We start from the raw sequence: 25,401 nt of genomic DNA on the forward strand, positions 1-25,401 counted from the left end.
TAACTAATAGGAGGGGATACGAAGATGAATTTGATCATTGCAATTATCCAGGATAAAGACAGCAACCGGCTATCCAGTGAACTGGTGAAGGCGAACTTCCGCGCCACCAAGCTGGCCAGTACAGGCGGATTTCTCCGTGCGGGTAACACTACCTTTTTGATTGGGGTAGATGATATTCAGGTAGACGCCGTACTCAGTGTAATCCGTAACAGCTGCAAAGTACGCGAGCAACTGGTCACTCCGGTCACGCCGATGAGCGGCACGACAGATTCCTATTTGCCGCTTCCTGTTGAAGTGCAGGTGGGCGGAGCTACCGTATTCGTACTTCCCGTCGATCGTTTCGAGCATTATTGAGCATAATGAAGATCAACCCGGGCTACAGGCCCTTAAAAAGCGAAATGCTGACCACGGAGGCTGAAAGGCGTCCGGTCCAGCAAAAAAACTTCAACGATGTATTTCAACAGCAAAGCCAGCAGAAAACTATAGATGAGTTGAACCGTCAGATCAAAGATATCCAGCTGCAAGGCGACCGGCTCTCCAAATCCATGACTGTGCGTGAGCTATCCATCTACCGGAACCTGATCAAACGGTTTCTGGAGGAGACGGCCCGCCGCGGAGTGATCCTGAAGGACACCAAAGGCTGGGACCGGCGGGGCCGCGGCAAACGCTACAAGCTGCTCGAAGAGGTTGATGCCGCTCTGCTGAATATGGCAGATGATCTGCTGGACAGCGAGCAGGGCCGGATCGATCTCCTGGGACGGGTTGGAGAGATCCGCGGGCTGCTGATTAACCTTTCTTTCTGACAACTTGGAGGAATATATGTCTTTTCATGAACTATTAGGCCAGGAGGACGCCAAGCGGCTGCTTCAGAATGCCCTACGCAAGGATGCTGTCAGCCATGCCTATCTGTTCACGGGTCCGGCAGGCAGCGGGCAGGTGAAGATGGCTTTGACGTTCGCCCAGGCGATATTCTGTACCGCCAGCAAAGATGATGCCTGCGGAGAGTGCCTGGAATGCCGCAAGGTGGAGCATGGCAATCATCCTGATTTAACGCTGCTGCGCCCCGATGGGGCGAGCATTAAGATCGATCAGATTCGTGAACTTCAGCGTGTTTTTTCCTACCGCTCGGAAGGAATCAACCCGAAGGTTTATATTATAGAAGGAGCGGACAAAATGACGGTGCAAGCCGCGAATAGTCTGCTGAAATTCCTGGAGGAGCCGCCGGCCCCTGCGGTAGGCATTCTCATCTCCGATAACAGCAGTTCCCTGCTCCCGACGATCCAGTCCAGAACCCAGCGCATTCCGTTTAGCCCGCTCCATCCGGATATTATGCTTCAGGCGCTGTCCGGTGAAGGGGTTCCGGTGCCGCTGGCACGGTGCGCGGTGTCGCTGACTGCCGGTCTTGACGGCTGCAGGGAACTTTTGGCACAGAATTGGTTTGCAGAAATGAGAAATCTAGTGTTACAATTAGCGAAGGAGTCTCTGGGCAAGGGCAGCACTGCGGTAGCAACCGTGGGTTCGAAGCTGTTCAAGACCGGACTTGGTGAACATTTGGACACTCTATTCAGCATGTTCCACTTATGGTTCAAAGATATGCTCTACTTCCTGTACCGAAAGCACGAAAGTATCGTTTTCATAGATCAGTTAGACTTTATTTCGAGGGCTGCCCGTCAGAGGAGTACGCAGCAGTGGGTGGCTTATATGGAATATGCGGCGGAGAGCAAGCGGAAGCTGCGTTCCAATGCCAATGCCCAGCTGTGTCTGGAGCAGTTTTTAATCCGGCTGGAAAGCTAGAGGCTCGGGTTATTTATAATAGATCCTCCGGGATATAATCCTCAGCACCTGGAAAGACCGGGTATAGCGGACGAGGAAGGACAAGCATGGATCATCAGGGAAGCAGTCTTGCTTAAGGGTTCCTTTACCGTCAAACAAGGGGGTTAATTTTTGTACAGCGTAGTAGGTGTCCGCTTCAAAAAAGCGGGTAAAATATATTATTTCGATCCGCTTGATTTCCCGATTGAACGCGATCAATGCGTTATTGTCGAGACTGCAAGAGGGGTCGAATACGGTAAGGTTGTCGTTGGCAAAAAAGAGGTGCAGGAAGCTGACGTTGTACTGCCGCTCAAGAAAGTCATGCGCATTGCCGGTGAAACCGACGCGCGCGTGGTGGAAGAGAACAAGGGTGCAGCGAAGGATGCTTTTACCACCTGTTTAAATAAAATCCGCGATCATGGCCTCAAAATGAAGCTGGTGGATGTGGAGTTTACGTTTGACCGCAACAAGATTATTTTCTATTTCACGGCCGAGGGCCGCGTGGATTTCCGCGAGCTGGTGAAGGACCTGGCCAGTATTTTCCGTACCCGCATTGAGCTCCGGCAGATTGGTGTGCGGGATGAAGCCAAGATGCTGGGCGGATTAGGCCCATGCGGACGGGTGCTCTGCTGCTCCTCCTGGCTTGGTGATTTCGAGCCGGTGTCCATCAAGATGGCGAAGGATCAGAATCTGTCGCTTAACCCGACCAAGATCTCGGGATTATGCGGACGGCTGATGTGTTGTCTGAAGTTTGAGCATGATAATTATGAGAGCACGAAGGAAGAAATGCCGGCTGTAGGCAAAATGGTCGTTACTTCACTGGGTGACGGCAAGGTAGTCGGTATCAATGCCGGCAGCCGCACGGTTCATGTGCAGCTGTTTGAAGTGGGCAAAGTTAAAGAACTTCCAATGGATGATGTTGTCGTCAAGTAAACCATTATAAGGTTACTTTCGGGGTGGAAACTTGGAGAAGAAAAATATATTTGCACACATGCAGGAGATGGAAGCGCAGATGGATGAAATGCGCACCACTCTGGGCGATTGGAAGCAGACGGTCAAAGAGCTGATGGAAGCGAATCAGAAGCTGAGTCTGGAGAACGAGCAACTTCGTATCATATTGAAAAGGGAAGCGCCTGTAGATAAGGCCGCACTGTCTGCGGAGGCGGAGGCTATACTTGCTGCCGAAGGGAAAGAGGAGGTTGTCGGGGAAGGCTACGATAATCTGGCCCGGCTGTATCACGAAGGCTTCCACATCTGCAATGTCTACTTTGGGCATTTGCGGACGGAAGGGGATTGTCTGTTCTGCCTTTCTTTTCTTAATAAATGAGGATATCCAGCCGTAGGAGATTGTCGCCTACGGTTTTTTTGAATGTAAGGCTATGCTTCCGAAGCATACGCTCAACAAAAACTTTTAGGAGATTACATTACAATGACCCATTCAATGAACAATACACCTGTACCCTTATATGAAGCAGAACGGGTCGATGACCTGCTCACCCATGATCTGAGAATTATCCAGAGTGACGAAGTGTTCAGCTTCTCGATGGATGCCGTACTGCTGGCACGGTTCGCCAGTGTACCGCCGCGCGGACGGGTGCTTGACCTGTGTACGGGTAACGGAGTAATTCCTATGCTCCTGACTACACGGACGAAGGCTTCTATTGAAGGAATCGAGATTCAGCCCCGTCTGGCAGACATGGCCCGGCGCAGTGTATCGCTTAACGGTCTGGAGGAGCGGGTACAGATTCATGAGGGCGATTTGCGGGAGCTTCATCTTACAGCGGGCTATGGCGTATACGATGCGATCACTGTGAATCCCCCTTATATGCCGTTGAACGGGAGCGATCTGAAGCTGAATTCCCATCAGGCGATGGCCCGCCATGAAATTGGTTGTACCCTGGAGGAGGTCATTCAGGCCTGTGTCCGGCTGGTCCGTACCGGAGGCAAAGTCAGCATGGTGCATAAGCCGCAGCGCCTCGTGGATATTATCAGTCTGATGCGGAAGCACCGGCTGGAACCGAAGCTGATCCGGTTTGTACATCCCCGCGCCCAGCTGGAAGCGAATATGGTTCTGATCGAGGCCGCGCGTGACGGGAAGCCGGAGGTGCGTTTACAACCGCCTTTAATCGTATATAATGAGGACAATCAATATTGCCCCGAGATTATGGATATTTATTACGGAAACAAAGAGGATACGAGCCAATGACCATACAATGCCAAAGCAGCTTTCAAAATAACCATGACGGAGCGAAGCCCGAAGGATGCGGATGCCTGTATCTAGTGGCTACGCCGATCGGCAATCTGGAGGATATGACCTACCGGGCAGTACGCACGCTGAAGGAATGCGATATTATCGCTGCTGAGGATACGAGACAGACGCGTAAGCTGCTGAGCCATTTTGAAATTACACCGTCCATGCTGTTCAGTTACCATGAGCATAACAAGGCCGCCAGTGGGCCGGAGCTGATACGCTATATAATAGAAGGTAAAAATCTGGCACTCGTCAGCGATGCCGGTCTGCCGGCGATATCCGACCCTGGTGCCGATCTGGTAGCTCTGGCTGTCAGCCATCAGATTCCGGTGATTCCGGTGCCTGGAGCGAATGCCGCCTTGTCGGCTTTGATTGCCTCAGGGCTGCCTACCGCCAGCTTCACGTTCGTCGGCTTCCTGCCTAGAGAGCGCAAGGATATAAGGGCCGTTCTGGCATCTCTGCGTTCTGCCCAAGGGACACTGCTCTTCTATGAATCGCCGCACCGAGTTGCCAAGACACTTGTTCATTTGCAGGAGGCCTTCGGCAACCGCCGGATCACACTGGCGCGTGAGCTGACTAAGCGATATGAGGAGTTCCTGCGCGGAACGATTGAAGAATGCAGTAGATGGCTGGAGGAGCATCCTCCGCTTGGAGAGTACGTAATTGTCCTTGAGGGAGAGAGTAAAGAGGAGGCCGAGCTGGCCGAGTCTTCCTGGTGGCGTCAGCTTAGTACCGGGGAGCATGTAGCCCACTATGAGGCTTCAGGTTTAACGCGTAAGGATGCCATGAAAAAGGCAGCGTCTGACCGCGGCTTGTCCAAGCGCGATATTTATAATGAACTCCTGGAGCGGAGTTAGAACACTGCTGTGCCGAAGTTATTCGAATTCCAGTGAAAACCTAAAAATGGGTTTAACCATCGGAGCATCCAATGAAATAAATGTATTCTATACACTTATATGGATTGTAATATTCCTTTTATTAGTTATAGTTGTAGTTTATACATTTATATGTATAGGAAAATAAACCTTTTATAGGAATTATGTGGATATAAGTGTTCAAAGTACACTTATAATGATCAAATGGATGTTTTAGCAATAAATAGCTGTACAGAATACAGTTATCCAAATTTCTCAAGACCATTCTTCTTATATAATGATTCTCACCTTAGGGGCGTTTGGCTTAGTGTAACGGACTGAGGTGCTCTTATCCGGGAAGAAAGTCGTCACTTGAGCGATTAACGGACCCCAAGGACCTTATCCCCTGCAATTCAGCTCCAAAACGACTCGTAGAAGGATGATAAGGTCGCCTGAGTCCGTTACGCTGCAAAAGGTGGCGTTCTCGTGGGAATAAGGGTCTTTTCGGTCCGTTAGATTTTTTGGGATGATAGGGTTTCATTATCTGACACTGTACTAGTCGCTCCACATAGCAAGTTCTGGCACAAAAAAAGTCAGCAGCCAGTAGCCATCCAGTACCCAAGTCGCTAGTCACTCTATGGTTAAGCGATTCTCGCAGAGAGAGCGGGTCTACGCAGATCAGTCGCACGAGAGCACCCGGCGCAGCCGCCATAGGCAACTGCCTATGGCGAAACCCTTCGACTGGCAAGGCCTGAGGAATCACCGCAGGGAGGCCGAGGAGGGCCGGTCCACCGCCGAAACCTGCTTCCTTCCGCGCCAGCAGCAGAGATTCACCAAGCTTCCGGGTGTCCAGAGGGCCGGGGCCCTTGGGGCCCTCCCTGCAGGGAGGGTTTGGGAGGGTAAGAATCAGAGGTTTAAGAATTAGATGTGAGGTTTAAAAGCAGACAGGGTAGGAAAAAGGGGCATCCGGGGAAAGTCCCCGAAAATAGCGCAAAAAAAATACCTCCCGCGCGAACGGGAGGCCAAGGAGATATAAAAAGGTTAGAATTAACAATTGGATTAGTTCCTATTATACCCTATTTATTTTAGTTTGTCACAGGGGTAGGGATAGCCGAAATGCATTCATGACAAACAATTTTACCTTTGAAGTAAGTTACATTTTCAGCATTGCCGCAGAAAATGCAAGCAGGCTCGTATTTCTTAAGCATGATCCGCTCACCGTCCACGTAAATTTCGAGCGCATCTTTTTCTCCAATGCCTAGGGTGCGACGCAGTTCAATTGGAATAACGACCCGTCCAAGCTCATCTACCTTACGTACAATTCCTGTTGATTTCATCATTACAATCGTTGCTCCTCTCAATGTTCAAAAGCGTCATTATTCGACATTCTTCACTGTTTTATGATATTTATAATACCAACCATTCCCAAAACAGTCAACCTTTTTTCAGGCTAATTTTAAGGAATCTTTTGAGACCACATTTATTCCGCGTTTGATCGGGCAAATCACTCTAAAAAAGCTTATGAAGATGTTTGTCGATTTGGCAGTATATGAAACGCTAATATTCGACAAAGAGCGACAATATATTATATAAAACAAGAAAAGGAGATGATTTCATGAAGCAACCGCTGTCAGAAGAGAAGGTATTTAAGGACCCGGTCCACAACTACATCCACGTACAGGACACTATTATCTGGAGATTGATCAACACTATGGAATTCCAGCGTCTGCGGCGCATCCGGCAGCTGGGCACCTCCTATTTGACTTTTCACGGGGCGGAACACAGCCGGTTCTCCCATTCTCTGGGGGTATATGAGATTACGCGGAGGATTATTTCCCAGTTTGAACGGAGCGGCTATAAGGACTGGATGCCGGAGGAGCGACTGCTTACCCTGTGTGCAGCACTGCTGCATGATTTGGGGCATGGCCCATTTTCCCATTCTATAGAAGAAGCTTTCGAAATGGATCATGAAGACTGGACCTGCCGCATCATTCTGGAGGATACAGAGATTACGGCTATTCTGCGTGATGTGGCCGAAGATTTCCCCGGTAAAGTAGCCTCGGTCATCTCCAAAACCTATGAGCATGAAATTGTTGTCAATTTGGTGTCGGGACCGCTGGATGCGGACCGGATGGATTATCTGCTCCGGGATGCATATTATACAGGGGTGAATTATGGAACCATCGACATCGACCGGATTCTGCGGATGCTGCGCCCTTATGACGGCCGGGTGGTTGTGAAGGAATCAGGGATGCATGCGATTGAGGATTACCTGATGTCACGGTACCAGATGTACTGGCAGGTCTATTTCCACCCGGTAACCCGCAGCTCTGAGATTATTCTCAGGCAGATTCTCCGCCGGGCCAAGGAGCTGGTGCAGCAGCAGCATGCCTTCCGCTTCATGATCGAGCCCTTAAGTGATCTGTTCAGCGGAGAGGTAACGGTAGGGCAGTACCTGCTGCTGGATGAAGCCTTGATGCAGACTGCCTTCATGCAGTGGACGCTGGAGGAGGATGACATCCTGAGCGACTTGTGCAGCCGGTTTATCCATCGTAAACTGTATAAATATGTGGAGATGGAGCATTTGGATTCTGACACGATTGACGAAATCCGCCGCAGCTTCGCCGGTGCGGGACTCCGGCCCGATTATGATCTGGAAATTGATTATCCCACCGATCTTCCCTATGATGTGTTCCGTCCGGGAGACGGCTTTGACAGCAAGCAGATCCTGCTTCTGGACAAGCATGACCGGCTGAGGGAAATCTCGGAGGTCTCGGATATTGTTCGTTCTATCAGTGGTATTCACCGCGGCAGATACCATCTGTATTTTCCGCAGGACAGACTGCAGAAAGCCCTTCCACAGCTGCCGCCGTCCATCGCAGAGATTTTTGCCAAATAATCAGATCATGCTTGGAATTATAGATACAACAACAGGCCGAAAGGATGTATGTAATGCAGTTATTCGACACCCATACCCATCTGGATGCTCCACAATTCGACGAAGACCGCGAAGAGGTCATTTCCAGGGCGCTGGAAGCCGGCGTCAGCAAGATGATCAACATCGGCTTTAACCGGGATACGATACCGACCACCATGCAGCTTGCCGAGAAATATGATTATATTTATGCAGCCGTTGGCTGGCATCCCCAGGATGCCATCACGATGAAGGACGGAGACCTGGAATGGATCGCCTCCTTATGCGCTCATCCCAAGGTGGTTGCCATCGGCGAGATTGGGCTGGATTACTACTGGGATACCTCTCCTAAGGATGTGCAGCATGAAGTATTCCGCAAGCAGATCGGGCTGGCCCGTGAGCTGAAGATGCCAATCAGCATTCATAACCGTGATGCTCATGAAGATGTGATACGTATACTCCGCGAGGAGAAGGCAGGCGAGGTTGGCGGGGTAATGCACTCCTTCTCCGGGAGCTGGGAAAGTGCCAAGATGTGTCTTGATTTGGGCTTCCATCTTTCTTTTGGAGGACCGATTACGTTCAAGAATGCCCGGGTGCCCAAAGAGGTGCTTGCCCAGACTCCGCTGGACCGGCTGCTGATCGAAACCGACTCCCCATATCTGACTCCGCACCCCTTCCGGGGCAAGCGAAATGAGACCGCTCATGTGAGGCTGGTAGCGGAGGCGGCCGCGGCAATAAAAGGGATTGAATTACAGGAATTGGCGGAAATTACGTATGCGAACGCACTGGAACGATTTGGGATACTCTGAAAACAGGAGTAAAAGCGGTGAAAAATGAAGTATAGCGGATATATTAAACTTTTATGACGGAAAAACGGCCGATTATTACAATATTTTAATCATTTTTTTACGTAAACGTGGTTGAATCGTCCTTTACAACATGTATCAAAACAGGATATCATCTTTTCAGTGCAGTGAGCTGTTGTAACTGTGACAGTCACTAATTTCATGGATCGTCTCGCTGAGTCTCCGTATGGAGAACGGGGGAACCAATAATGCGCTGCCGCATGAACGTACAAGAGTACTGGCACAGAATTGCCGCAGGCATTATTTGATTTCTTTACGTGGTCTTTGGGGTGAATTTGAGGGCAACCGCCGTGAGCGGGTGACCTGAGATAGGGCGTCTCTCTTATGTCCGAACCCGACAGCTAACCCCGTAAGCGCAAGTAAGAGAGGAAACCTCGTGCATAAGCATTCCGACGTATTCGACACCGGGAAGCCACGAAAGAGTCCTCTATGAGCTCTTTTTAGGCTTCTTTTGTTTTGAATAATGAGAATGCTCCCGGCATACTGTTATATAACAGATCTCCGGAGTAACTATGCCGAGCAGGCGATCCATGAGCAGGAAACGCTGAAGCAAGTGCGGGCGTATCCTGTTGCAAACTCAAACCTAGTTTCGTCAGAAGTGATACAGTCACCTTGAACTAACTTGGACGACGGGGCTATGTAAGGAGGATGGAAAGAGTGGGCGTATTCCAACCAGAGGTATCCCATGATTCGCAATCATCCAGCAGGTCTTTCGCATTACGGTTGAAGCAAGTGAATCCCCGCGTAGTTTTACTTGCCGGTGTGGCATCGATTGTTATCGCACTGTTAATACTGCTGTACGTACACGGTCAGAGCAAAAAAGAAATTACCCTAGTAATAGACGGACAGGTACAGACACTGGAGACGCGGGAAACGCTGTTCAGTGATGTGCTGGCTAAGGAACAGATTTCGCTGCAGGCGCATGATGAATTATCTATTGGCCTTAGTGATGAAATAAAAGACGGCGACCGTATCGTGATTAACACTGCGCAGAAGTTCGCTCTTACCGTAGACGGAAAGACCGAGACGTTATTTACGACCGAGGATACCATTGGTCAGGCCATCGACAAGCTGGGCTACAGCCTGGAAGGCTTAGACAAGATTTACCCTTCGCTAGAAACCGCAGTATCTGCAGACATGGAAATCAAAATTGTCCGGATTAACAAGCATGTGGTTCAACGGACAACTAATTTGCCTTTCCGGGTCATTAAGACAGCAGACCCCTCATTGACCAAGGGAACCGTAAGAGTGGCACAGGCAGGTAAGCCTGGCGTAATGGTCCAGCACATCGAGAAGATCTATCAAGATGGCGAGCTGGCATCCATGCGCATGATCGGCAAGGAAGTACAGACGGTTACCAAGGACAAAGTCATTGCCATTGGAACCAAGCCGCTTCCTAAGCCCGTCGTAGTTACTGCCAAAGTTTCCAAACCTGTAACAACCTCCAAGTCATCTAAAGCGAGCGCAAAGGCCAGCAATGTTACCAGTAAGGCTGGTGTGGATTTCGAGTACAAAAGAATGATTAAAAACGTATCCATGACCGCGTATTCGTCGCAGGAACCGGGTATTGGAACACGTACTGCCTCCGGCACACGCGTAACGGAAGGCCGCACTATTGCTGTAGATCCTAGGGTTATACCAATCGGCTGGTGGGTGTACATTGAAGGATTAGGGTTTCGCCGAGCAGAGGATACCGGCGGTGCCATCAAAGGCAACAAGGTGGATGTCTATTACGATTCACTGAGTCATGCCCGTAATTTCGGCCGCAAGTCGCGCACACTCTATGTGATCGGACCTGTGAAGCCGGAGCTGAACTAAACGTAAAGTCTTTTGCAAATTAGCGGTTAATACGATATAGTGAGGGAAGCACTTACGAAATTTCAGAGAGCTGCCGCTCATCACTTATACATTCTTTAGCCAAAAAGAAGGGGAGCGAATCCTCTTCTTTTTGCGTTCTGGAGTAAGGAGTAAAAATATTTATGATTAAAGAGCTAATTGTGGTTGAAGGGAAAAGTGATACCGTTGCCGTTAAGCGGGCGGTTGAGGCCGATACGATTGAAACCGGGGGTTCGGCAGTGGATAGCAGGGTCATTGCCAAGATCAAGCTGGCCATGGAGCGCCGGGGTGTAATCATTCTTACCGACCCGGATCATGCCGGAGAGCGAATCCGCAAAATCGTCGCGGCCAAGGTGCCGGGCTGCAAGCATGCCTTCATCCCTGAGAAGGATGCAACGCGCAAAGGAGATATCGGAATAGAGAATGCTTCGCCTGAGGCTATCCGCCATGCGCTGGAGCATGTACATACCTCCTTCGAGGGGGCGCCGCCCATCATCGGGCTGGATGAGCTTATGGCCGCAGGGCTGATGGTGCATCCCCGGGCGGCTGAGCGCAGAATGCAGCTTGGCAATCTGCTCGGTATCGGTTATTGCAATGGCAAACAGCTGTACAAACGTCTGGCGATGTTCGGCATTACCCGCGAAGAGTTCGCGCAGGCCCTCGCCCAAATTGATCAGGGAGGCATTACTTCATGAGCGGTATCGAGAATATCTCGTCCCCAACAAGAACCAAAGCGATAATTCAGCGTTACGGATTCTCCTTCAAAAAAAGCCTGGGCCAGAACTTTCTGATCGATCAGAATATTCTGGACAAAATCGTGGATGCCGCCGGTCTGGACAGCACAGCCGGTGCGCTTGAGATTGGCCCGGGGATCGGAGCACTGACGGAACGGCTGGCGTTGACGGCCGGGGCCGTCACTGCGGTAGAGATTGACCGCAGGCTGATTCCGATTCTTAGGGATGTCCTGTCGCCTTATCCCCATGTAAAGATCCGTAATGACGATGTGCTGAAGGTGAATCTGCAGGAGCTGTTCGCTGAGGATTTCGCGGGCAGGGACCGGGTTAGTGTCGTAGCTAACCTGCCGTATTATGTGACTACACCTATCCTCATGAAGCTGCTGGAGGAGAAGCTGCCGCTGGATAATATCGTGGTCATGATCCAGAAGGAGGTTGCCGAGCGTATGGCGGCGTCTCCGGGCGGCAAGGAGTATGGCAGCCTGAGTATTGCCGTCCAGTATTACAGCGAGCCTGAGCTGGTCTGTATGGTGCCGCGTACGGTGTTCATCCCGCAGCCTAACGTGGAATCGGCTGTGATCCGACTGAAGGTCAGAGAACGTCCTCCGGTGGAGGTAGCGGACGAGAAGCATTTCTTTGGTGTGGTTCAGGCGTCCTTTACCCAGCGGCGCAAGACGATTGCCAATAATCTTAAGGCACGCTTCTTCCCGGAAGAAGGGCGGGAGCGCCTGGAGGCGCTGCTCTCCGAAGCCGGCATTGAACCCTCGCGGCGCGGCGAGACGCTTAGCATTGAAGAGTATGCACGGCTCAGTGCGGTTCTTCTGGCCGCAGGCATCGCATAGAATACAGAAAACCCTCCCGGCGGATGAACCAACCGGGGCCTTTGCCCATAACATGGGGTAGAGGTGGTGTTGTGATGAATCTAGGAGACTTGGTCATTCGTAAATCCTATGGCGGCGATGTGACCTTCCGGGTAGACAATATATTGCAGAATAGAGCAGTCATTAAAGGCACGGAGTTCCGTCTGCTGGCGGATTCCCCGCTGGAGGATCTGGTTCAGGTGCCTCCTACACGGGTTACCGAGCGGGGAGCGCGTGCGCAGATCAAGGCAACAGAATCTCTAACCTGGTTGCGTAAAGACCGGCAGGTGCAGAGCCAGCGAAGCGGAGAGAGCGTGTCGGGGTCCACGGGAACCTGGGGCCAATCTCCGAAGGAAGCGGCTTATTTTGAAGTGCCGGGTAAGGTCCTGCATTTGGATGGTGATGCACTCTATCTGAAGAAGAGCCTGAGCCTCTACGAGCAGCTGCGCATACCGGCGGAGGGACATCATGTCAACGAATCCAAAATGGCGGAGACGCTGTACCGTCTGCTGCCCCGTGTGCGTCCCGATATCGTAGTGATTACCGGCCATGATGGAGTACTTAAGCAACAGCAGAATTATGATCTGTACAGTCTGAGCAGCTATAAGAATTCACAGAATTTTGTGGCAGCCATCCGGGTGGCCCGTGAATATGAGCGGAATTTCGATGCTTTGACGATTGTAGCCGGAGCCTGCCAGTCGCACTTCGAGGCTCTCCTGGGCAATGGTGCCAACTTCGCCAGCTCCCCGGGCAGAATACTCATTCATGCCCTGGACCCGGTGTATATCGCGGCCAAGGCCTCTTTTACCTCTATCCGGGATACGGTGAACTTAAGCGATGTGCTGAGCCATACGATCAGCGGCAATCAGGGGATGGGCGGAATCGAGACGCGGGGCAGCTTCCGGATCGGAATGCCTCAGCTGCAGAACCTGGCTACGCTGAAGGTAGCGCCTTCGGTGCTGTAACCATTCAAGTGATAACTGAACAGGCGGAAGGAATAGGGTAAGCATTCGTGCTTATCCTATTTTGCTGCCACGGAAGCCGCTTAGGACACAAGATGGGTTAGGGAGCAGCCAGTCATCATTACTGATAACAAGGTGCTTAAGTCAGGAATATCCCCGTCTAAAAAAATTCCGTTGACAACTTTTTTCTCATCATCTATAATTATTTATTTAATTTGACAAGTGGTTATAGAGGTTGTATAATGGACAAGGAAAGAGGTGGTCGTCAGGTAATGGCTAATAACGCGCTGTTAGAAATTAAACGCAGTCTTGAAGCTCACGTCGGTCATAAGATCACGTTGCGGGCTAACGGTGGCCGTCGGAAGACCGTTGAACGCACCGGTGTCCTGGAAGAAACGTACCCTTCTGTATTTATTGTCAAACTCGATCAGGAGCAGCAGACATTCAAGCGTGTCTCCTATAGCTATGCCGATATACTTACTGAATCTGTGGAAATCACAGTTACCGAAGACGATGGGCAGATGCGGATTATGTATATCAAAGCTTAGCGTCATGACAGTCTCCCTGCGGGGGGGCTGTTTTTTGATAGAATTTTTATGTTTTGGTGTCCCCGCAAAGTACCTGAGTCAACACCTACGCTAAAGCCCCACTTTGTGGGGTTATTTTGCATGTAGGGGTCTTACTGAATTATGCTGCATGACACTGGCCTCCCGGCTGCATACTACATAGGCAGTACGTTCATCATAGAGCAGCATACAAGGGAGGAATTCGTAATGAGCCGCAGAAGACGAAGCATGATGTCGGAGGAATTGAAGACGGAGCTGGCCAAGGAGCTTGGGTTCTACGAAACGGTTGAGCAGGAGGGCTGGGGCGGAATCCGGGCAGTCGACGCCGGGAATATGGTGAAACGGGCGATTCAGCTGGCAGAGCAGGCTGCTGCGCGGAAATTGTAAGCGGCTATAGCGGTGTTATGCCGCACCGGGTATCGCCTGCGGGCGGTACCTTTTCTGCTTCATAGAACCGGATGTTTATTTAATGGACTTCACTGTCAGTTTCTCATATAATATGTTAAGTTGTTTTGTACGGGAAAAGCTGAGGGTGGGTGAACGCCTTGAAAATGTATGAGAAGGCACCGGCAAAAATTAATCTGATGCTGGATGTGCTGCATAAGCGGGCTGACGGATTTCATGAAGTGGAAATGATAATGACAATGGTCGATCTGGCGGACCGTCTGGAGCTGTCGGAGCTGAAGCGGGATTCGATTATTATCTCAAGCCAGGCCGGATATATCCCGCTGGATGAGAAGAATCTGGCCTTCCAGGCGGCAAGGCTGATCAAGGACCGGTATAACGTCAGAAGCGGAGTACATATCCATCTGGACAAAAGAATTCCGGTCGCTGCCGGCCTCGCCGGCGGCAGCAGCGATGCCGCGGCTACGCTGCGCGGCCTGAACCGGCTCTGGCGCCTGGGCATCCCGGTGCAGGAGCTGCAGGAGCTGGGCGCTGAGCTGGGCTCAGACGTCCCGTTCTGCGTCACAGGAGGCACTGCCCTGGCTACGGGCAGGGGCGAACGGCTGACCCAAATCGCGAATCCTCCGCAAATGTGGGTCATCCTGGCGAAGCCGCCGATCAATGTATCGACGGCTGAGGTATACGGACGCGTACGCGCCGGCAACATAGCGGTGCATCCGTCCGCGCTCCGCATGCAGCAGGCTCTGGAGGCCGGTGACTTCTCAGCCGTCTGTGAGGGCCTTGGCAACGTGCTGGAGGATGTGACGCTGAAGCTGCACCCTGAGGTGCAGCAGCTCAAGGAAGCGATGCTGAAGCTGGGGGCGGACGGCGTGCTGATGTCGGGGAGCGGTCCGACCGTATTTGGCCTTGTCTCCAAGCACTCCAAGGTGGCGAGAATCTATAACGGGCTGCGCGGATTCTGCAAGGAAGTCTATGCAGTGCGTTCCCTGAGCTAAGCGGAGCGGGACCATCCTCTGATAACGGAGGCAAAGCGGTTTCCGCTTGTGCAAATCCGTACAATAATGATATTATTCATAGTAATATTCGGTTTTGTATAAAGTGAATTTAAGAATCAAGCATGCATTATTCTTAAATTCAGCTTATAAGGCGAGGAGCATTCCGTGAAAAAACTTAAACGAAGCCAACGGTTAGTTGACATGACCCAATTTTTACTGGAGAAGCCGCACGATCTGCTGCCTCTGTCCACTTTTGCAGAGCGGTACGGTGCGGCGAAGTCATCGGTCAGCGAGGACCTGGCTATTATAAAAGAGGTATTTGAAGGCGAAGGAATGGGCGAGCTGCAGACACTGGCCGGGGCAGCGGGCGGAGTGCGTTATATTCCGCGTATGCCTATGGATATGGCGCTTGCCTTCGTGAACCGTCTGTGCGGGCAGCTTGAGCAGAGCGACCGGATACTGCCCGGCGGTTATCTGTATATGTCGGATCTGCTCGGCCTCCCGTCCCTGATGGAGCAGGCCGGCAAGATCATTGCCACCGCCTTCTACGGCGTGGAGATTGATGTCGTCATGACGGTGGAGACCAAGGGGATTCCGCTGGCGTACGCAACGGCTGCGCAGCTGGGGCTGCCGGTCGTGCTGGTCCGCCGTGACCATCAGGTAACGGAGGGCTCGGCTGTAAGCATCAACTATGTATCGGGCTCCCATAAGAGCATCCATACGATGTCCCTGTCCAGACGGGCACTGCGCGAGAAATCCCGGGTGCTGATTGTCGATGACTTCATGAAGGCTGGCGGCACCGTACGCGGAATGGTCGATCTGTTGGGTGAGTTCAATGCAGAGGTCGCAGGTGTGGGCGTACTCGTAGAGTCCGGCGACGTGGAGAATGAAGAACGCCTGCTGCATGACTACGTGTCGCTGGTGAAGCTGACAGAGGTGGACTCCAAGGTGCGGCGTATTTCGGCGTTTCCGGGCAACTATTTCTCCTCCTGAACGAGGGATACTGCCGGTTCTGAAAAGACGGGCATAATGTCGAATTTATGAGGATTCTTAAGATAACTGCACGAAATCTGTCGAAATCGACGATTCTGCAAAAATAATCTTCTTAATCAGGCATTATTTGGAATGAAAAAGAAGGAATTCGCTTTGCTGTGTGGAATTATACACCAAGTCTCTGATGGAAAAAGGTGGTGAACACACACATGCAAATTACGGATGTCAGACTCCGCCGCGTCAACTCTGAGGGGAGAATGAAAGCAATCGCATCCATTACAATCGATAACGAGTTTGTTGTTCATGACATTCGCGTCATCGACGGGAATAACGGGATGTTTGTTGCAATGCCCAGCAAGCGTACACCTGACGGAGAATTCCGCGATATCGCACACCCGATTTCTTCGGGAACGCGCGAGAAGATTCAATCTGCGGTTCTGGCCGAGTACGAACGTGCCGCTACGGAAGAAGAGGAAGTTATTGAAGAGGGAGCTTAAGCGGTGAACCGCTGACTCTCTGAGAGTTGCTGCCTCCCCAGGGCGGCAATAGGCCATACCGTTTTATATGTTTCGGGGTCCCCGCAGAGTACCTGGGTCAGCCTCGGAGCCAAAGCCCCACATTGTGGGGGGATTTTATTGGGGTTCGAAGAAAAGGGAACCATGCCTGCATGGTTCTCTTTTCTTTTTGCCCGGAATGAGATATATTCAGTAGTGAGTTCAAGAAGTGGGAGGTTGGCATTCTTGAAAAGAATGGCTGTTGTACTTGCTGCAGGCCAAGGCAAGCGCATGAAATCTAAATTATACAAGGTACTGCACCCTGTCTGCGGTAAACCGATGGTAGGGCACGTGCTTGATACAGTGAAGGCGACCGGATGCCAGCATAATGTAGTTGTTGTAGGCCACGGCGCCGAGAAGGTGAAGGCATACTTAGGCGAGAATGCCGAATATGTGCTGCAGGATGTCCAGCTTGGAACCGGCCATGCCGTCAAGCAGGCCAAGGATCTTCTGGGCAGCGAAGAAGGAACCACCATTGTCATCTGCGCAGATACGCCGCTTGTCATGAGCGAGACACTCGAAGGCATGATGGCGCTGCATGAAGCGCAGAATGCTGCTGCAACTGTCCTTACTGCTGTTATGGAGCAGCCTGCCGGATATGGACGGATTATCCGCGGCGAAGACGGCGGAGTGCTGAAGATTGTGGAACAGAAGGATTGCACAGAGAGTGAAGCTGCGGTTAACGAGATTAATACAGGGACGTATTGTTTTGATAACGCGAAGCTCTTTGCTGCTCTCGAGAAGGTTACGAATACCAACAACCAGCAGGAATATTATTTGACGGATGTTATCGGCATACTCCGGGCGCAGGGCGATATCGTTCTGGGCTATCAGGCCCATGACGCAGCAGAGTCCATTGGTGTGAATGACCGACTGGCGTTGTCTGAAGCCGAAGGCTATATGCGTCAGCGTATCAACCGGGGGCATATGCTCGGCGGAGTCACTATCATCGATCCGGCTTCAACCTACATCGGAGCAGATGTTGTCATTGGAGCAGATACTGTGCTGTATCCGGGCACGGTACTCAAGGGCAAGACAGTAATCGGCGAAGATTGTGTGATTGGTCCGGCAAGTGAAATTGAAGACTGCGTGATTATGGACGGAGCGGCTGTGAAGCATTCCGTGCTGAATCAGGCTCAGGTCGGCACACGGGCTTCCGTTGGGCCTTTTGCGTATTTACGTCCCGGCACCGTTCTGGGTGAGGGTGTTAAGGTCGGCGACTTCGTAGAGATCAAGAATGCTACAATCGGCGACGGCTCCAAGGTATCTCATTTAAGCTATGTCGGTGATGCTGAGGTCGGTAAGAATGTCAATATCGGCTGCGGCGCAATCACCGTTAATTATGACGGCTATAATAAGTTCAGAACCGAGATTGGCGATGATGCCTTTATCGGCAGCAACGTGAACCTTGTTGCTCCGGTTACAGTGGGCAAGGGCGCATTCATTGTCGCCGGTTCCACGATTACGCGTCCGGTTTCGGAGAACGATCTGGCGATTGCCAGAGCAAGGCAGGAGAATAAGCCGGGTTATGCAGAGAAGATCCGCTCCCGGGCCAAGGCGAAGAAAGACCAGCATAGTCCATCGTAAAGCGTGTAAGCAGAAAGCAGCTGTAGGCTTAGAGCGCCGGACGGACTTCTTGCACATCCGCGCCGGTGCTTTGGCCAGTTAAATTCCGTCACGGAGGGTTTATATTTTATGACTTATTGTGATTCCAAACTCAAGATTTTCACCTGCAACTCCAATCCTAAGCTGGCCAGCCAGATTGCTGATTATATCGGCATTCCGATGGGCGAGTCCCATACGACCAGCTTCAGTGACGGAGAGATTCAGGTTAAGCTGTCGGAGAGTGTCCGGGGCTGTCATGTCTATATCGTACAGTCCACCTGCGGACCGGTGAACGACAATCTGATGGAGCTTCTGGTGATGGTAGATGCGCTTAAGCGTGCCTCCGCGAAGAGCATCAATGTCGTGATTCCTTACTACGGGTATGCCCGTCAAGACCGTAAGGCCCGTTCCCGTGATCCGATTACGGCCAAGCTGGTAGCGAACCTGATTGAGAAGGCGGGTGCACATCGCGTCATTACTATGGACCTTCATGCGATGCAGATTCAAGGCTTCTTCGACATTCCTGTGGATCATCTGCTGGGTGTTCCGATTCTGGCTCAATATTTCCGTTCGAAGCAAATTCAGAACCCGGTGGTCGTCTCTCCTGACCATGGGGGCGTGGTGCGTGCCAGAAAGCTGGCTGACTTCCTTAACGCTCCGCTGGCGATTATCGACAAGCGCCGTCCTGAACCGAACGTCAGTGAGGTTATGAACATTATTGGTAATATTGAAGGCAAAACGGCGATCCTGATCGATGATATCATCGATACGGCAGGAACGATCGTTCTTGGAGCCAATGCCCTGATGGAAGGCGGCGTGAAAGAAGTCTACGCCTGCTGTACGCATCCTGTATTATCCGGTCCGGCGCATGAACGTCTGGAAAACTCTCCGATCAAAGAAATTATCGTGACGGATACCATTCCAATTCGCAGCAGCAACCCGACCTCCAAGCTCAAGGTACTGTCCGTAGCCCCGCTTATGGGCGAAGCTATCATTCGCGTGCATGAAGAGCTGTCGATCAGTAAGCTGTTCGAAATCGAATAGGCCGCAGGCAGATCAGCAGAAAAAGGGTTACACCTTTCGTCAAGCGGAAGATGTAACCCTTATCGGCGTGATGCAGCGGCAGGGACTAAAGGCTCGTATAAGCTTCAATATCCCGGACGGGAGATGAAGGTGAAGAGGCTGCGGTTGTACAGCGTACCTTGCAGCTCTACGAAGCCTTCGTCCACCGCTGTAATCACACCGATGTCTACGTGCGCGTTCCCCCTATAGACTTCAACAGGCACAGCATATTGAATATGGTACTGGAAATGGCGCTGCAGTGTTAAGATATCGCCCTGATGTGGCATGTTCATCACCTGTCTCCGGAGTATAAACTTATTGTACCAAAAACGGAACTCTTCTGCTGAGAGTACCGGGCGGAAAGGAAAAACCTTAAATATGAAATGGATTGTTGGACTCGGGAATCCCGGAACGCAATACGCGAAGACCAAGCATAATGTCGGCTTCATGGCCCTCGATGAGCTTGCGTCCAGACATGGAATTGCCTTTAACCAGAATAAATGCAAATCGGTAATCGGTGAAGGGATGATCGGCGGTGTGAAGACGGTGCTGATCAAGCCGATGACCTTCATGAATCTGTCCGGGGAAGCGGTACGGGCTTATATGGATTATTATAAGGTCCAGCTGGAAGATATGATTGTGGTCTATGATGACCTGGATACGGAGCTGGGAAAGATCAGGCTGCGATATCAAGGCAGTGCCGGCGGGCACAATGGCATCAAGTCCATCATTCAGCATACGGGCACCCAGAGCTTCAACCGGGTGCGGATGGGCATATCCCGTCCGGAGCCGGGCTTTGCTATAGTTGACTACGTACTATCTACCTTCGCCAAGAAGGATGGAGCAAGGCTTGAGAGCATGATAAGTGATACTTGCGATGCTGTGGAATTCAGCCTGCAGCATACCTTTGAACAGACCATGGCCAAATTTAACGGATGAAATACAAGGTATAGGGTTCAGGACCCTGCGGCTAAAGCCCTCCCGGGCGGGGCATACTGAAGGTATATACTACCTTCAGGAGGCATATAGATGGCAATACACTATGTATGCAGGCACTGCCGGACGTTCTTGGGAAGCATTGGCAGAAGCGATATTACAGAGATGCAGCTGGGGCTGCAATCCTTGACCCCTGCGGAGCGCAGAGATATAATAGCGTATGATTCAGAAGGCGAGATTACGGTGAAGGTGACCTGCGATTACTGCAAGCAGGCGCTGGATAACAACCCCGAGCTCAGCCTGCTGGCCAGTCCGCTTCAGTAAGGTGGAAGCGCCTGTCTCTATCGTCATCCGCAAGCCTTGGCCTTATCCGCTGAGGCTTGTTTTCGATTCCAATTATAATAGGTGACAGCTGCATTGCCGCTGTCAGCCTGTTTAGTAAGAGAGGTGCACCTGTTGTTACAAGGTCTTATAGAAGCTTTTTCCAAGGATACTGATTTCCAGTCTGTCACCCGTGGCATCGCAGCAGGGATGAAGGAACAGCTTATCTCCGGTCTGTCCGGCTCGGCCAGACAAATCATGCTGGCTGCCCTGCATGAGGAGACGCAGCGTCCGCTCTTGGTTGTGACCCATAATATGTTCTCAGCCCAGAAGATGGCTGATGATTTGCAGGAAGCGCTTTCCCCGGAGCGGGTGCTGCTCTATCCGGCCAATGAGCTGGTGGCGGCTGAGGCCGCTGTCTCAAGCCCGGAGACGCTGGCTCAGCGGATTGATGTACTGACGCGCTGCGCCCAGGGCTTCCGGGGAATTGTAGTTGTTCCCTACTCCGGCGTTCGGAGGCTGCTCCCCGCTCCGCATGTCATGGCTGAAGCCCAGCTTACGGTTTCGCAGGACGGAACCTTGCCACTGGATGACTTCCTCATGTCCATGATTGAGATGGGCTATGAGCGGGTGGAGCGGGTAGAGAACCGCGGTGAGCTTAGTGTACGCGGCGGTATTATCGACTTCTATCCCATGACCTCTCCACTGGCTTACCGGGTGGAGCTGTTTGATGATGAAGTAGACTCCATCCGTACCTTCGACCCTATGGATCAGCGCTCCATCGATAAGGTCCGCAGTGTGAAGATTACACCGGCCAAGGAGATTATATTCGATCAGCTCCGCCAGGATGCGGCTTCTACCGCTGCGTCTGCAATGCTGGAGCGGCAGCTTGAGAAGATGAGTGACCGTCAGGCCAAGCTGCGTCTGCGTGAGGAGATGGGCCGGGAGCTGGAGATGCTGCGGCAGGGTACCTATTTCCCGGAAGTCTATAAATATATCAGTCTGCTCTACCCTGAACGTATTCATCTGTATGATTATATGGCTCAGGATACCTTGCTTGTCCTGGATGAGCCGGCCAGACTTCTGGAGACCGCCAAGCAGCTGGAGCGGGATGAGTCGGAATGGAATCTGCACTTGCTGCAGAACGGCAAGACGCTGCCTGAGCTTCAGCTCTCTGTCGACAGCGAGGTTATTATGTACCAGCGTCCGTTCCAGAGCCTGTTTATGTCGATATTTCTGCGTCAGGTTCCACATATTCAGCCACAGAATATCTTAGGCTTCATCAGCCGCGGAATGCAGGACTTCCATGGCCAGATGAATGTGCTGAAATCCGAGATGGAGCGTTGGCACAAGTCCGGCGTGAAGGTGATCATGCTGGCGAACGGCGAGGAGCGGATGGAGCGTATCCGCCGGGTACTGGATGACTATGGCATTGAGGAGCCGACGATCCTGCAGGGCAACCTGGGCTCCGGCTTCGAGCTTCCTTCGATTCATCTCGCAGTGATCACTGAGGGTGAGATGTTCTCGCAGAAGCAGCGCAAGGCGCGGAAGGTCTCGAAGGGCATTGATAATGCCGAACGGATTAAGAGCTATACCGAGCTGAAGATCGGGGATTATGTGGTTCACCAGAATCACGGGATCGGTAAATATATGGGCATCGGGACGCTTGAGGTCAGCGGTATTCACCGCGACTATATGCACATCCTCTATGCAGGAGGCGACAAGCTCTCTGTTCCGATTGAACAGATTGACCTGATTCAGAAATATGTCGGCTCGGAAGATAAGGAGCCGAAGGTCTATAAGCTGGGCGGCAATGAATGGACCCGGGTTACCAGCAAGGTGCGGAGCTCGGTTCAGGATATCGCCGATGATCTGATCAAGCTGTACGCAGAGCGCCAGAGCGCGCTTGGCTATGGCTTCGAGAAGGATACGCAGGAGCAGCGCGAATTCGAAGAGATGTTCCCTTATGAGGAGACCCGTGACCAACTGCGGGCGATCGAAGAGATCAAGAAGGATATGGAGCAGAACCGTCCGATGGACCGGCTGCTCTGCGGCGATGTAGGCTATGGCAAGACAGAGGTGGCGATCCGGGCTGCTTTTAAATCTGCTATAGAGGGCAAGCAGGTGGCTGTGCTCGTGCCGACGACGATTCTGGCGCAGCAGCACTACGAGACCTTCCGTGAGCGCTTCGCCAATTATCCGCTGAATATTCAGGTATTGAGCCGGTTCCGCAGCCGCAAGGAGCAGAATGAGACGATCAAGGGAGTACGCCAGGGGACAGTGGATGTTATTATCGGCACACACCGGCTGCTGTCACAGGATCTGGTCTTCAAGGACCTCGGCCTTCTGATTGTCGATGAAGAGCAGCGTTTCGGCGTGACCCACAAGGAGAAGCTGAAGCGGCTGAAGACCAATGTCGATGTATTGACTCTGACAGCCACACCGATTCCCCGCACGCTGCATATGTCGATGCTCGGGGTGCGCGACTTGTCAGTTATTGAGACACCACCGGAGAACCGCTTTCCCGTACAGACGTATGTGGTGGAGCATAGCCAGACGCTGACCCGGGAAGCAGTGGAGCGCGAGCTGGCCCGTGGCGGGCAGGTCTACTATCTGTACAACCGTGTACAGGGGATTCAGGAAATGGCGGCGCAGATCTCCATGCTGGTGCCGGAGGCAAGAGTGGGTATCGGGCATGGACAGATGTCGGAATCGGAGCTTGAGAAGACGATTCTCGACTTCCTGGACGGAGAGTATGATGTGCTGGTCAGCACCAGTATTATAGAGACCGGTGTCGATATTCCCAATGTAAATACACTGATTGTTCATGATGCTGACAAAATGGGCCTGTCCCAGCTCTATCAGCTGCGCGGACGCGTCGGCCGTTCCAACCGGATTGCTTATGCCTACTTCACCTACCAGCGCGATAAGGTGCTGACAGAGGTGGCTGAGAAGCGCCTGCAGTCCATCAAGGAATTCACCGAGCTCGGGTCAGGCTTCAAAATTGCTATGCGCGATCTCTCCATCCGGGGAGCAGGCAATCTGCTGGGGGCGGAGCAGCACGGCTTCATTGCCTCGGTCGGCTTCGACCTGTATTCGCAAATGCTGGCGGAGGAAATCCGCAAACGCAAGGTGAGTGTGCTTGGCGAGGAGGATACTTCGCTGAAGCAGGGGAATACGGTCATTGATTTGTCGATTGACGCGTATCTTCCTTCCGAGTATATTTACGACAGTATCCAAAAAATAGAAATCTATAAAAAGGTTGCTGCTGTGGCTTCCTTCGAAGATGCCTCCGAGCTTGAGGATGAGCTGCTGGACCGGTTCGGCGAATTGCCGGAAGCCGTTATTAATCTGCTCTCTGTGGCCCGGTTGAAGGTGTATGGCAAGCTCTACGGCATGGAATCCATGGTCCGGCGCGGGGATGATGCCCTGCTTAATTTCCACGAGGGCAGCCTGGGGGCGTTTGATACGGCAAAGCTCGCCAAAGTTGGTAATAGCTTCGAAAGGCGTGTACAATTTGATAAGGATGCCAAGGCAACGATCCGGATCAAAGCGAAGGATTTAGGTGACAAGGAGCTGCTGGATGTGCTGGAGCAATTCCTCGCGGCAGCCAAACAGTCTTTAAAATCGAAGGGAGAATTACACAATGTCGTTAAATAAAAAATCCTGGAAGGTACTGGTGGTCTCGCTGACCGCAGCCCTGTCCTTCTCCATGCTTGCTGCCTGCAGCAATAAAAGTGATGATACTGCGGTGGCGACGTATAAGGGCGGCACCATTACCCAGAAGGAATTCAATCTGGATACCCGCGTAATGAAATTCCTGTCCCCCGAGCAGGCGCAGTATCTGGAGATTGATATGTTCAAGGAGTCCATCCTGAAGCAGGAGGTCGCGTTCGAATACTTGGCGGACAAGGCCTCGGATGAAGCGAAGAAGGCTGCGGAGAAAGAAGTCGATACTCAGATCGGCTCTATCAAGACTGCGCTGGGCGATAAGTACAAGAGCACGCTAAAGGAACAGGATCTGAGCGAGTCGGACCTGCGTTCCTATATGCAGCGCGTACTTACCGTATATCAGGACATGCTGCTGAAATTAACGGACGAGCAGGTCAAGACCCATTATGAAGCCACCAAGGCTGATTATAGTGTGGCTACTCTGCGCCATGTCCTGGTTGGCCTGACCGATAGCGCCGGCAAAGAGCGGACGGATGCCGATGCGCTGAAGCGCGCCCAGGAAGTGAAGGCGAAGCTGGATGGCGGGGCGGACTTTGCAGCTGTGGCCAAGGAATACTCCGATGATACCGGCACGAAGGAAACCGGCGGTGAATACAAGGACAAGGCACTGGTAGATTATGTAGCAGAGTTCAAGGCTGCAGCCCATAGTCTTCCGCTGAATACGATTAGTGAGCCGGTCAAGTCTACCTACGGATATCACATTATCAAGGTGGAAGCCCGCAAGGACACCACCTTTGATACGCTGACTGCCGACCAGCTGAAGGCTGTGAAGAACTCTGCCGCTTCTGCCAGCCTGGAGACCTTCCTGGAGAAGGAACTGGACAGTCTGGAGATTAAAATCAATCTGCCGAAGAGCTCAGCTGCTGCAGGCAGCGCGGGAGCCACAGCTACACCGGCTCCGGCTGCGGGTAGTGACACGCCAGCCGCTACAGATACACCGGCTGCTACAGAAGCCGCTAAATAAATATAGGCTGGACAAGCCGCCTGATGCGCCATGCATCCGGGCGGTTTTTTTTGCCACAATAGAACAAAATGGGGAAAATACTGCGGCGGTATAGAAATGACTATTTGTGATCATAACTGGAAGGATGCCGGGCCGGGGCGTTCTCATTCTCCATGAACAATTATATGCGGGCTGACGGA

At 52.0% G+C, this 25,401-nt stretch carries 26 protein-coding genes and 1 riboswitch; of the genes, 24 read left to right on the forward strand and 2 right to left on the reverse strand.

Translation table 11 applies throughout. From position 1 onward, the window contains the following. Positions 1-24 precede the first annotated feature (24 nt). The 7 genes from NST69_RS31535 to rsmI all read left to right on the forward strand — a co-directional run bounded on the left by NST69_RS31535 (position 25) and on the right by rsmI (position 4,920). On the forward strand, positions 25-354 hold the full coding sequence (locus NST69_RS31535) for a cyclic-di-AMP receptor (protein WP_036723983.1): 330 nt from the start codon (positions 25-27) through the stop codon (positions 352-354). A 5-nt stretch (positions 355-359) separates the two neighbouring features. Further along, the gene (locus NST69_RS31540) at positions 360-803 is read left to right on the forward strand and encodes a YaaR family protein (RefSeq protein WP_036723982.1); all 444 of its coding nucleotides are present in this window, start codon (positions 360-362) and stop codon (positions 801-803) included. Positions 804-819: 16 nt separating this feature from the next. Next, complete coding sequence (holB, locus tag NST69_RS31545; RefSeq protein WP_342548044.1) at positions 820-1,794, forward strand: DNA polymerase III subunit delta'; 975 nt, start codon at positions 820-822, stop codon at positions 1,792-1,794. Between the two features lie 150 nt (positions 1,795-1,944). Beyond that, the gene (locus NST69_RS31550; RefSeq protein ID WP_036696365.1) at positions 1,945-2,745 is read left to right on the forward strand and encodes a stage 0 sporulation family protein; all 801 of its coding nucleotides are present in this window, start codon (positions 1,945-1,947) and stop codon (positions 2,743-2,745) included. Positions 2,746-2,776: 31 nt separating this feature from the next. Continuing rightward, a complete protein-coding gene (gene yabA, locus NST69_RS31555; protein ID WP_036723981.1) occupies positions 2,777-3,139 on the forward strand; it encodes a DNA replication initiation control protein YabA in 363 nt (120 codons plus the stop codon). Positions 3,140-3,241: 102 nt separating this feature from the next. Then, positions 3,242-4,018, forward strand: a complete 777-nt coding sequence (locus NST69_RS31560; RefSeq protein ID WP_342548045.1) for a tRNA1(Val) (adenine(37)-N6)-methyltransferase — start codon at positions 3,242-3,244, stop codon at positions 4,016-4,018. After that, positions 4,015-4,920, forward strand: a complete 906-nt coding sequence (gene rsmI / locus NST69_RS31565; RefSeq protein ID WP_342548046.1) for a 16S rRNA (cytidine(1402)-2'-O)-methyltransferase — start codon at positions 4,015-4,017, stop codon at positions 4,918-4,920. Before NST69_RS31560 ends, rsmI begins: the two co-directional genes overlap by 4 nt. A gap of 1,082 nt (positions 4,921-6,002) precedes the next feature. On the opposite strand, the gene NST69_RS31570 is transcribed toward rsmI, so the two are convergent. Further along, complete coding sequence (locus NST69_RS31570; RefSeq protein ID WP_019914502.1) at positions 6,003-6,257, reverse strand: AbrB/MazE/SpoVT family DNA-binding domain-containing protein; 255 nt, start codon at positions 6,255-6,257, stop codon at positions 6,003-6,005. Positions 6,258-6,532: 275 nt separating this feature from the next. On the opposite strand from NST69_RS31570, the gene NST69_RS31575 reads away from it, so the two are divergent. The 13 genes from NST69_RS31575 (at position 6,533) to NST69_RS31635 (ending at position 19,251) form a co-directional block, all read left to right on the forward strand. Then, entirely contained in the window at positions 6,533-7,816 is a 1,284-nt protein-coding gene (locus tag NST69_RS31575) for an HD domain-containing protein (protein ID WP_339252668.1), read from the forward strand. Positions 7,817-7,869: 53 nt separating this feature from the next. Beyond that, on the forward strand, positions 7,870-8,640 hold the full coding sequence (locus tag NST69_RS31580) for a TatD family hydrolase (RefSeq protein WP_342548047.1): 771 nt from the start codon (positions 7,870-7,872) through the stop codon (positions 8,638-8,640). 199 nt (positions 8,641-8,839) lie between these two features. Further along, positions 8,840-9,068, forward strand: a riboswitch (cyclic di-AMP (ydaO/yuaA leader). Between the two features lie 286 nt (positions 9,069-9,354). After that, entirely contained in the window at positions 9,355-10,515 is a 1,161-nt protein-coding gene (locus tag NST69_RS31585; RefSeq protein WP_340945769.1) for a ubiquitin-like domain-containing protein, read from the forward strand. 161 nt (positions 10,516-10,676) lie between these two features. Beyond that, a complete protein-coding gene (gene rnmV, locus NST69_RS31590) occupies positions 10,677-11,228 on the forward strand; it encodes a ribonuclease M5 (protein WP_036696379.1) in 552 nt (183 codons plus the stop codon). Beyond that, complete coding sequence (rsmA, locus tag NST69_RS31595) at positions 11,225-12,109, forward strand: 16S rRNA (adenine(1518)-N(6)/adenine(1519)-N(6))-dimethyltransferase RsmA (protein WP_340945768.1); 885 nt, start codon at positions 11,225-11,227, stop codon at positions 12,107-12,109. The genes rnmV and rsmA overlap by 4 nt, the downstream gene beginning before the upstream one ends. Positions 12,110-12,183: 74 nt before the next feature. Further along, positions 12,184-13,092, forward strand: a complete 909-nt coding sequence (gene yabG / locus NST69_RS31600; protein ID WP_340945767.1) for a sporulation peptidase YabG — start codon at positions 12,184-12,186, stop codon at positions 13,090-13,092. Between the two features lie 269 nt (positions 13,093-13,361). Further along, positions 13,362-13,637 (forward strand): Veg family protein, encoded by a 276-nt coding sequence (locus tag NST69_RS31605; RefSeq protein WP_036696386.1) that lies wholly within the window; start codon positions 13,362-13,364, stop codon positions 13,635-13,637. 225 nt (positions 13,638-13,862) lie between these two features. Then, on the forward strand, positions 13,863-14,042 hold the full coding sequence (locus NST69_RS31610; RefSeq protein WP_036723967.1) for a small, acid-soluble spore protein, alpha/beta type: 180 nt from the start codon (positions 13,863-13,865) through the stop codon (positions 14,040-14,042). Positions 14,043-14,200: 158 nt separating this feature from the next. After that, on the forward strand, positions 14,201-15,055 hold the full coding sequence (gene ispE / locus NST69_RS31615; RefSeq protein ID WP_340946788.1) for a 4-(cytidine 5'-diphospho)-2-C-methyl-D-erythritol kinase: 855 nt from the start codon (positions 14,201-14,203) through the stop codon (positions 15,053-15,055). A gap of 165 nt (positions 15,056-15,220) precedes the next feature. Beyond that, the gene (purR, locus tag NST69_RS31620; protein ID WP_036723965.1) at positions 15,221-16,048 is read left to right on the forward strand and encodes a pur operon repressor; all 828 of its coding nucleotides are present in this window, start codon (positions 15,221-15,223) and stop codon (positions 16,046-16,048) included. A 209-nt stretch (positions 16,049-16,257) separates the two neighbouring features. Continuing rightward, entirely contained in the window at positions 16,258-16,545 is a 288-nt protein-coding gene (spoVG, locus tag NST69_RS31625; protein ID WP_036696395.1) for a septation regulator SpoVG, read from the forward strand. Positions 16,546-16,788: 243 nt separating this feature from the next. Next, the gene (gene glmU, locus NST69_RS31630) at positions 16,789-18,189 is read left to right on the forward strand and encodes a bifunctional UDP-N-acetylglucosamine diphosphorylase/glucosamine-1-phosphate N-acetyltransferase GlmU (protein WP_342548048.1); all 1,401 of its coding nucleotides are present in this window, start codon (positions 16,789-16,791) and stop codon (positions 18,187-18,189) included. 108 nt (positions 18,190-18,297) lie between these two features. Continuing rightward, positions 18,298-19,251 carry a ribose-phosphate diphosphokinase gene (locus NST69_RS31635; protein ID WP_019914487.1) on the forward strand — a complete coding sequence of 318 codons (954 nt, stop codon included), beginning with the start codon at positions 18,298-18,300 and terminating at the stop codon, positions 19,249-19,251. A 104-nt stretch (positions 19,252-19,355) separates the two neighbouring features. Here NST69_RS31635 and NST69_RS31640 read toward each other — a convergent pair whose 3' ends face one another. Further along, positions 19,356-19,556 carry a hypothetical protein gene (locus tag NST69_RS31640; RefSeq protein ID WP_036696494.1) on the reverse strand — a complete coding sequence of 67 codons (201 nt, stop codon included), beginning with the start codon at positions 19,554-19,556 and terminating at the stop codon, positions 19,356-19,358. Between the two features lie 91 nt (positions 19,557-19,647). Here NST69_RS31640 and pth point away from each other — a divergent pair, with 91 nt between their 5' ends. The 4 genes from pth (at position 19,648) to NST69_RS31660 (ending at position 25,222) form a co-directional block, all read left to right on the forward strand. Beyond that, positions 19,648-20,208, forward strand: coding sequence for an aminoacyl-tRNA hydrolase (gene pth, locus NST69_RS31645; RefSeq protein WP_076082772.1), 561 nt, complete (start codon positions 19,648-19,650; stop codon positions 20,206-20,208). Positions 20,209-20,298: 90 nt separating this feature from the next. Next, positions 20,299-20,529: an anti-sigma-F factor Fin family protein gene (locus NST69_RS31650; protein WP_036696405.1), complete on the forward strand. Its 231-nt coding sequence runs from the start codon at positions 20,299-20,301 to the stop codon at positions 20,527-20,529. Between the two features lie 132 nt (positions 20,530-20,661). Then, on the forward strand, positions 20,662-24,186 hold the full coding sequence (gene mfd / locus NST69_RS31655; protein ID WP_340956914.1) for a transcription-repair coupling factor: 3,525 nt from the start codon (positions 20,662-20,664) through the stop codon (positions 24,184-24,186). Continuing rightward, positions 24,173-25,222 (forward strand): peptidylprolyl isomerase, encoded by a 1,050-nt coding sequence (locus tag NST69_RS31660; RefSeq protein WP_342548049.1) that lies wholly within the window; start codon positions 24,173-24,175, stop codon positions 25,220-25,222. Before mfd ends, NST69_RS31660 begins: the two co-directional genes overlap by 14 nt. Positions 25,223-25,401 lie beyond the last annotated feature (179 nt).

Origin of the sequence: Paenibacillus sp. FSL P2-0089 (assembly GCF_038595095.1) — a bacterium.
In the GTDB taxonomy this organism is placed as follows: domain Bacteria; phylum Bacillota; class Bacilli; order Paenibacillales; family Paenibacillaceae; genus Paenibacillus_AQ; species Paenibacillus_AQ silagei.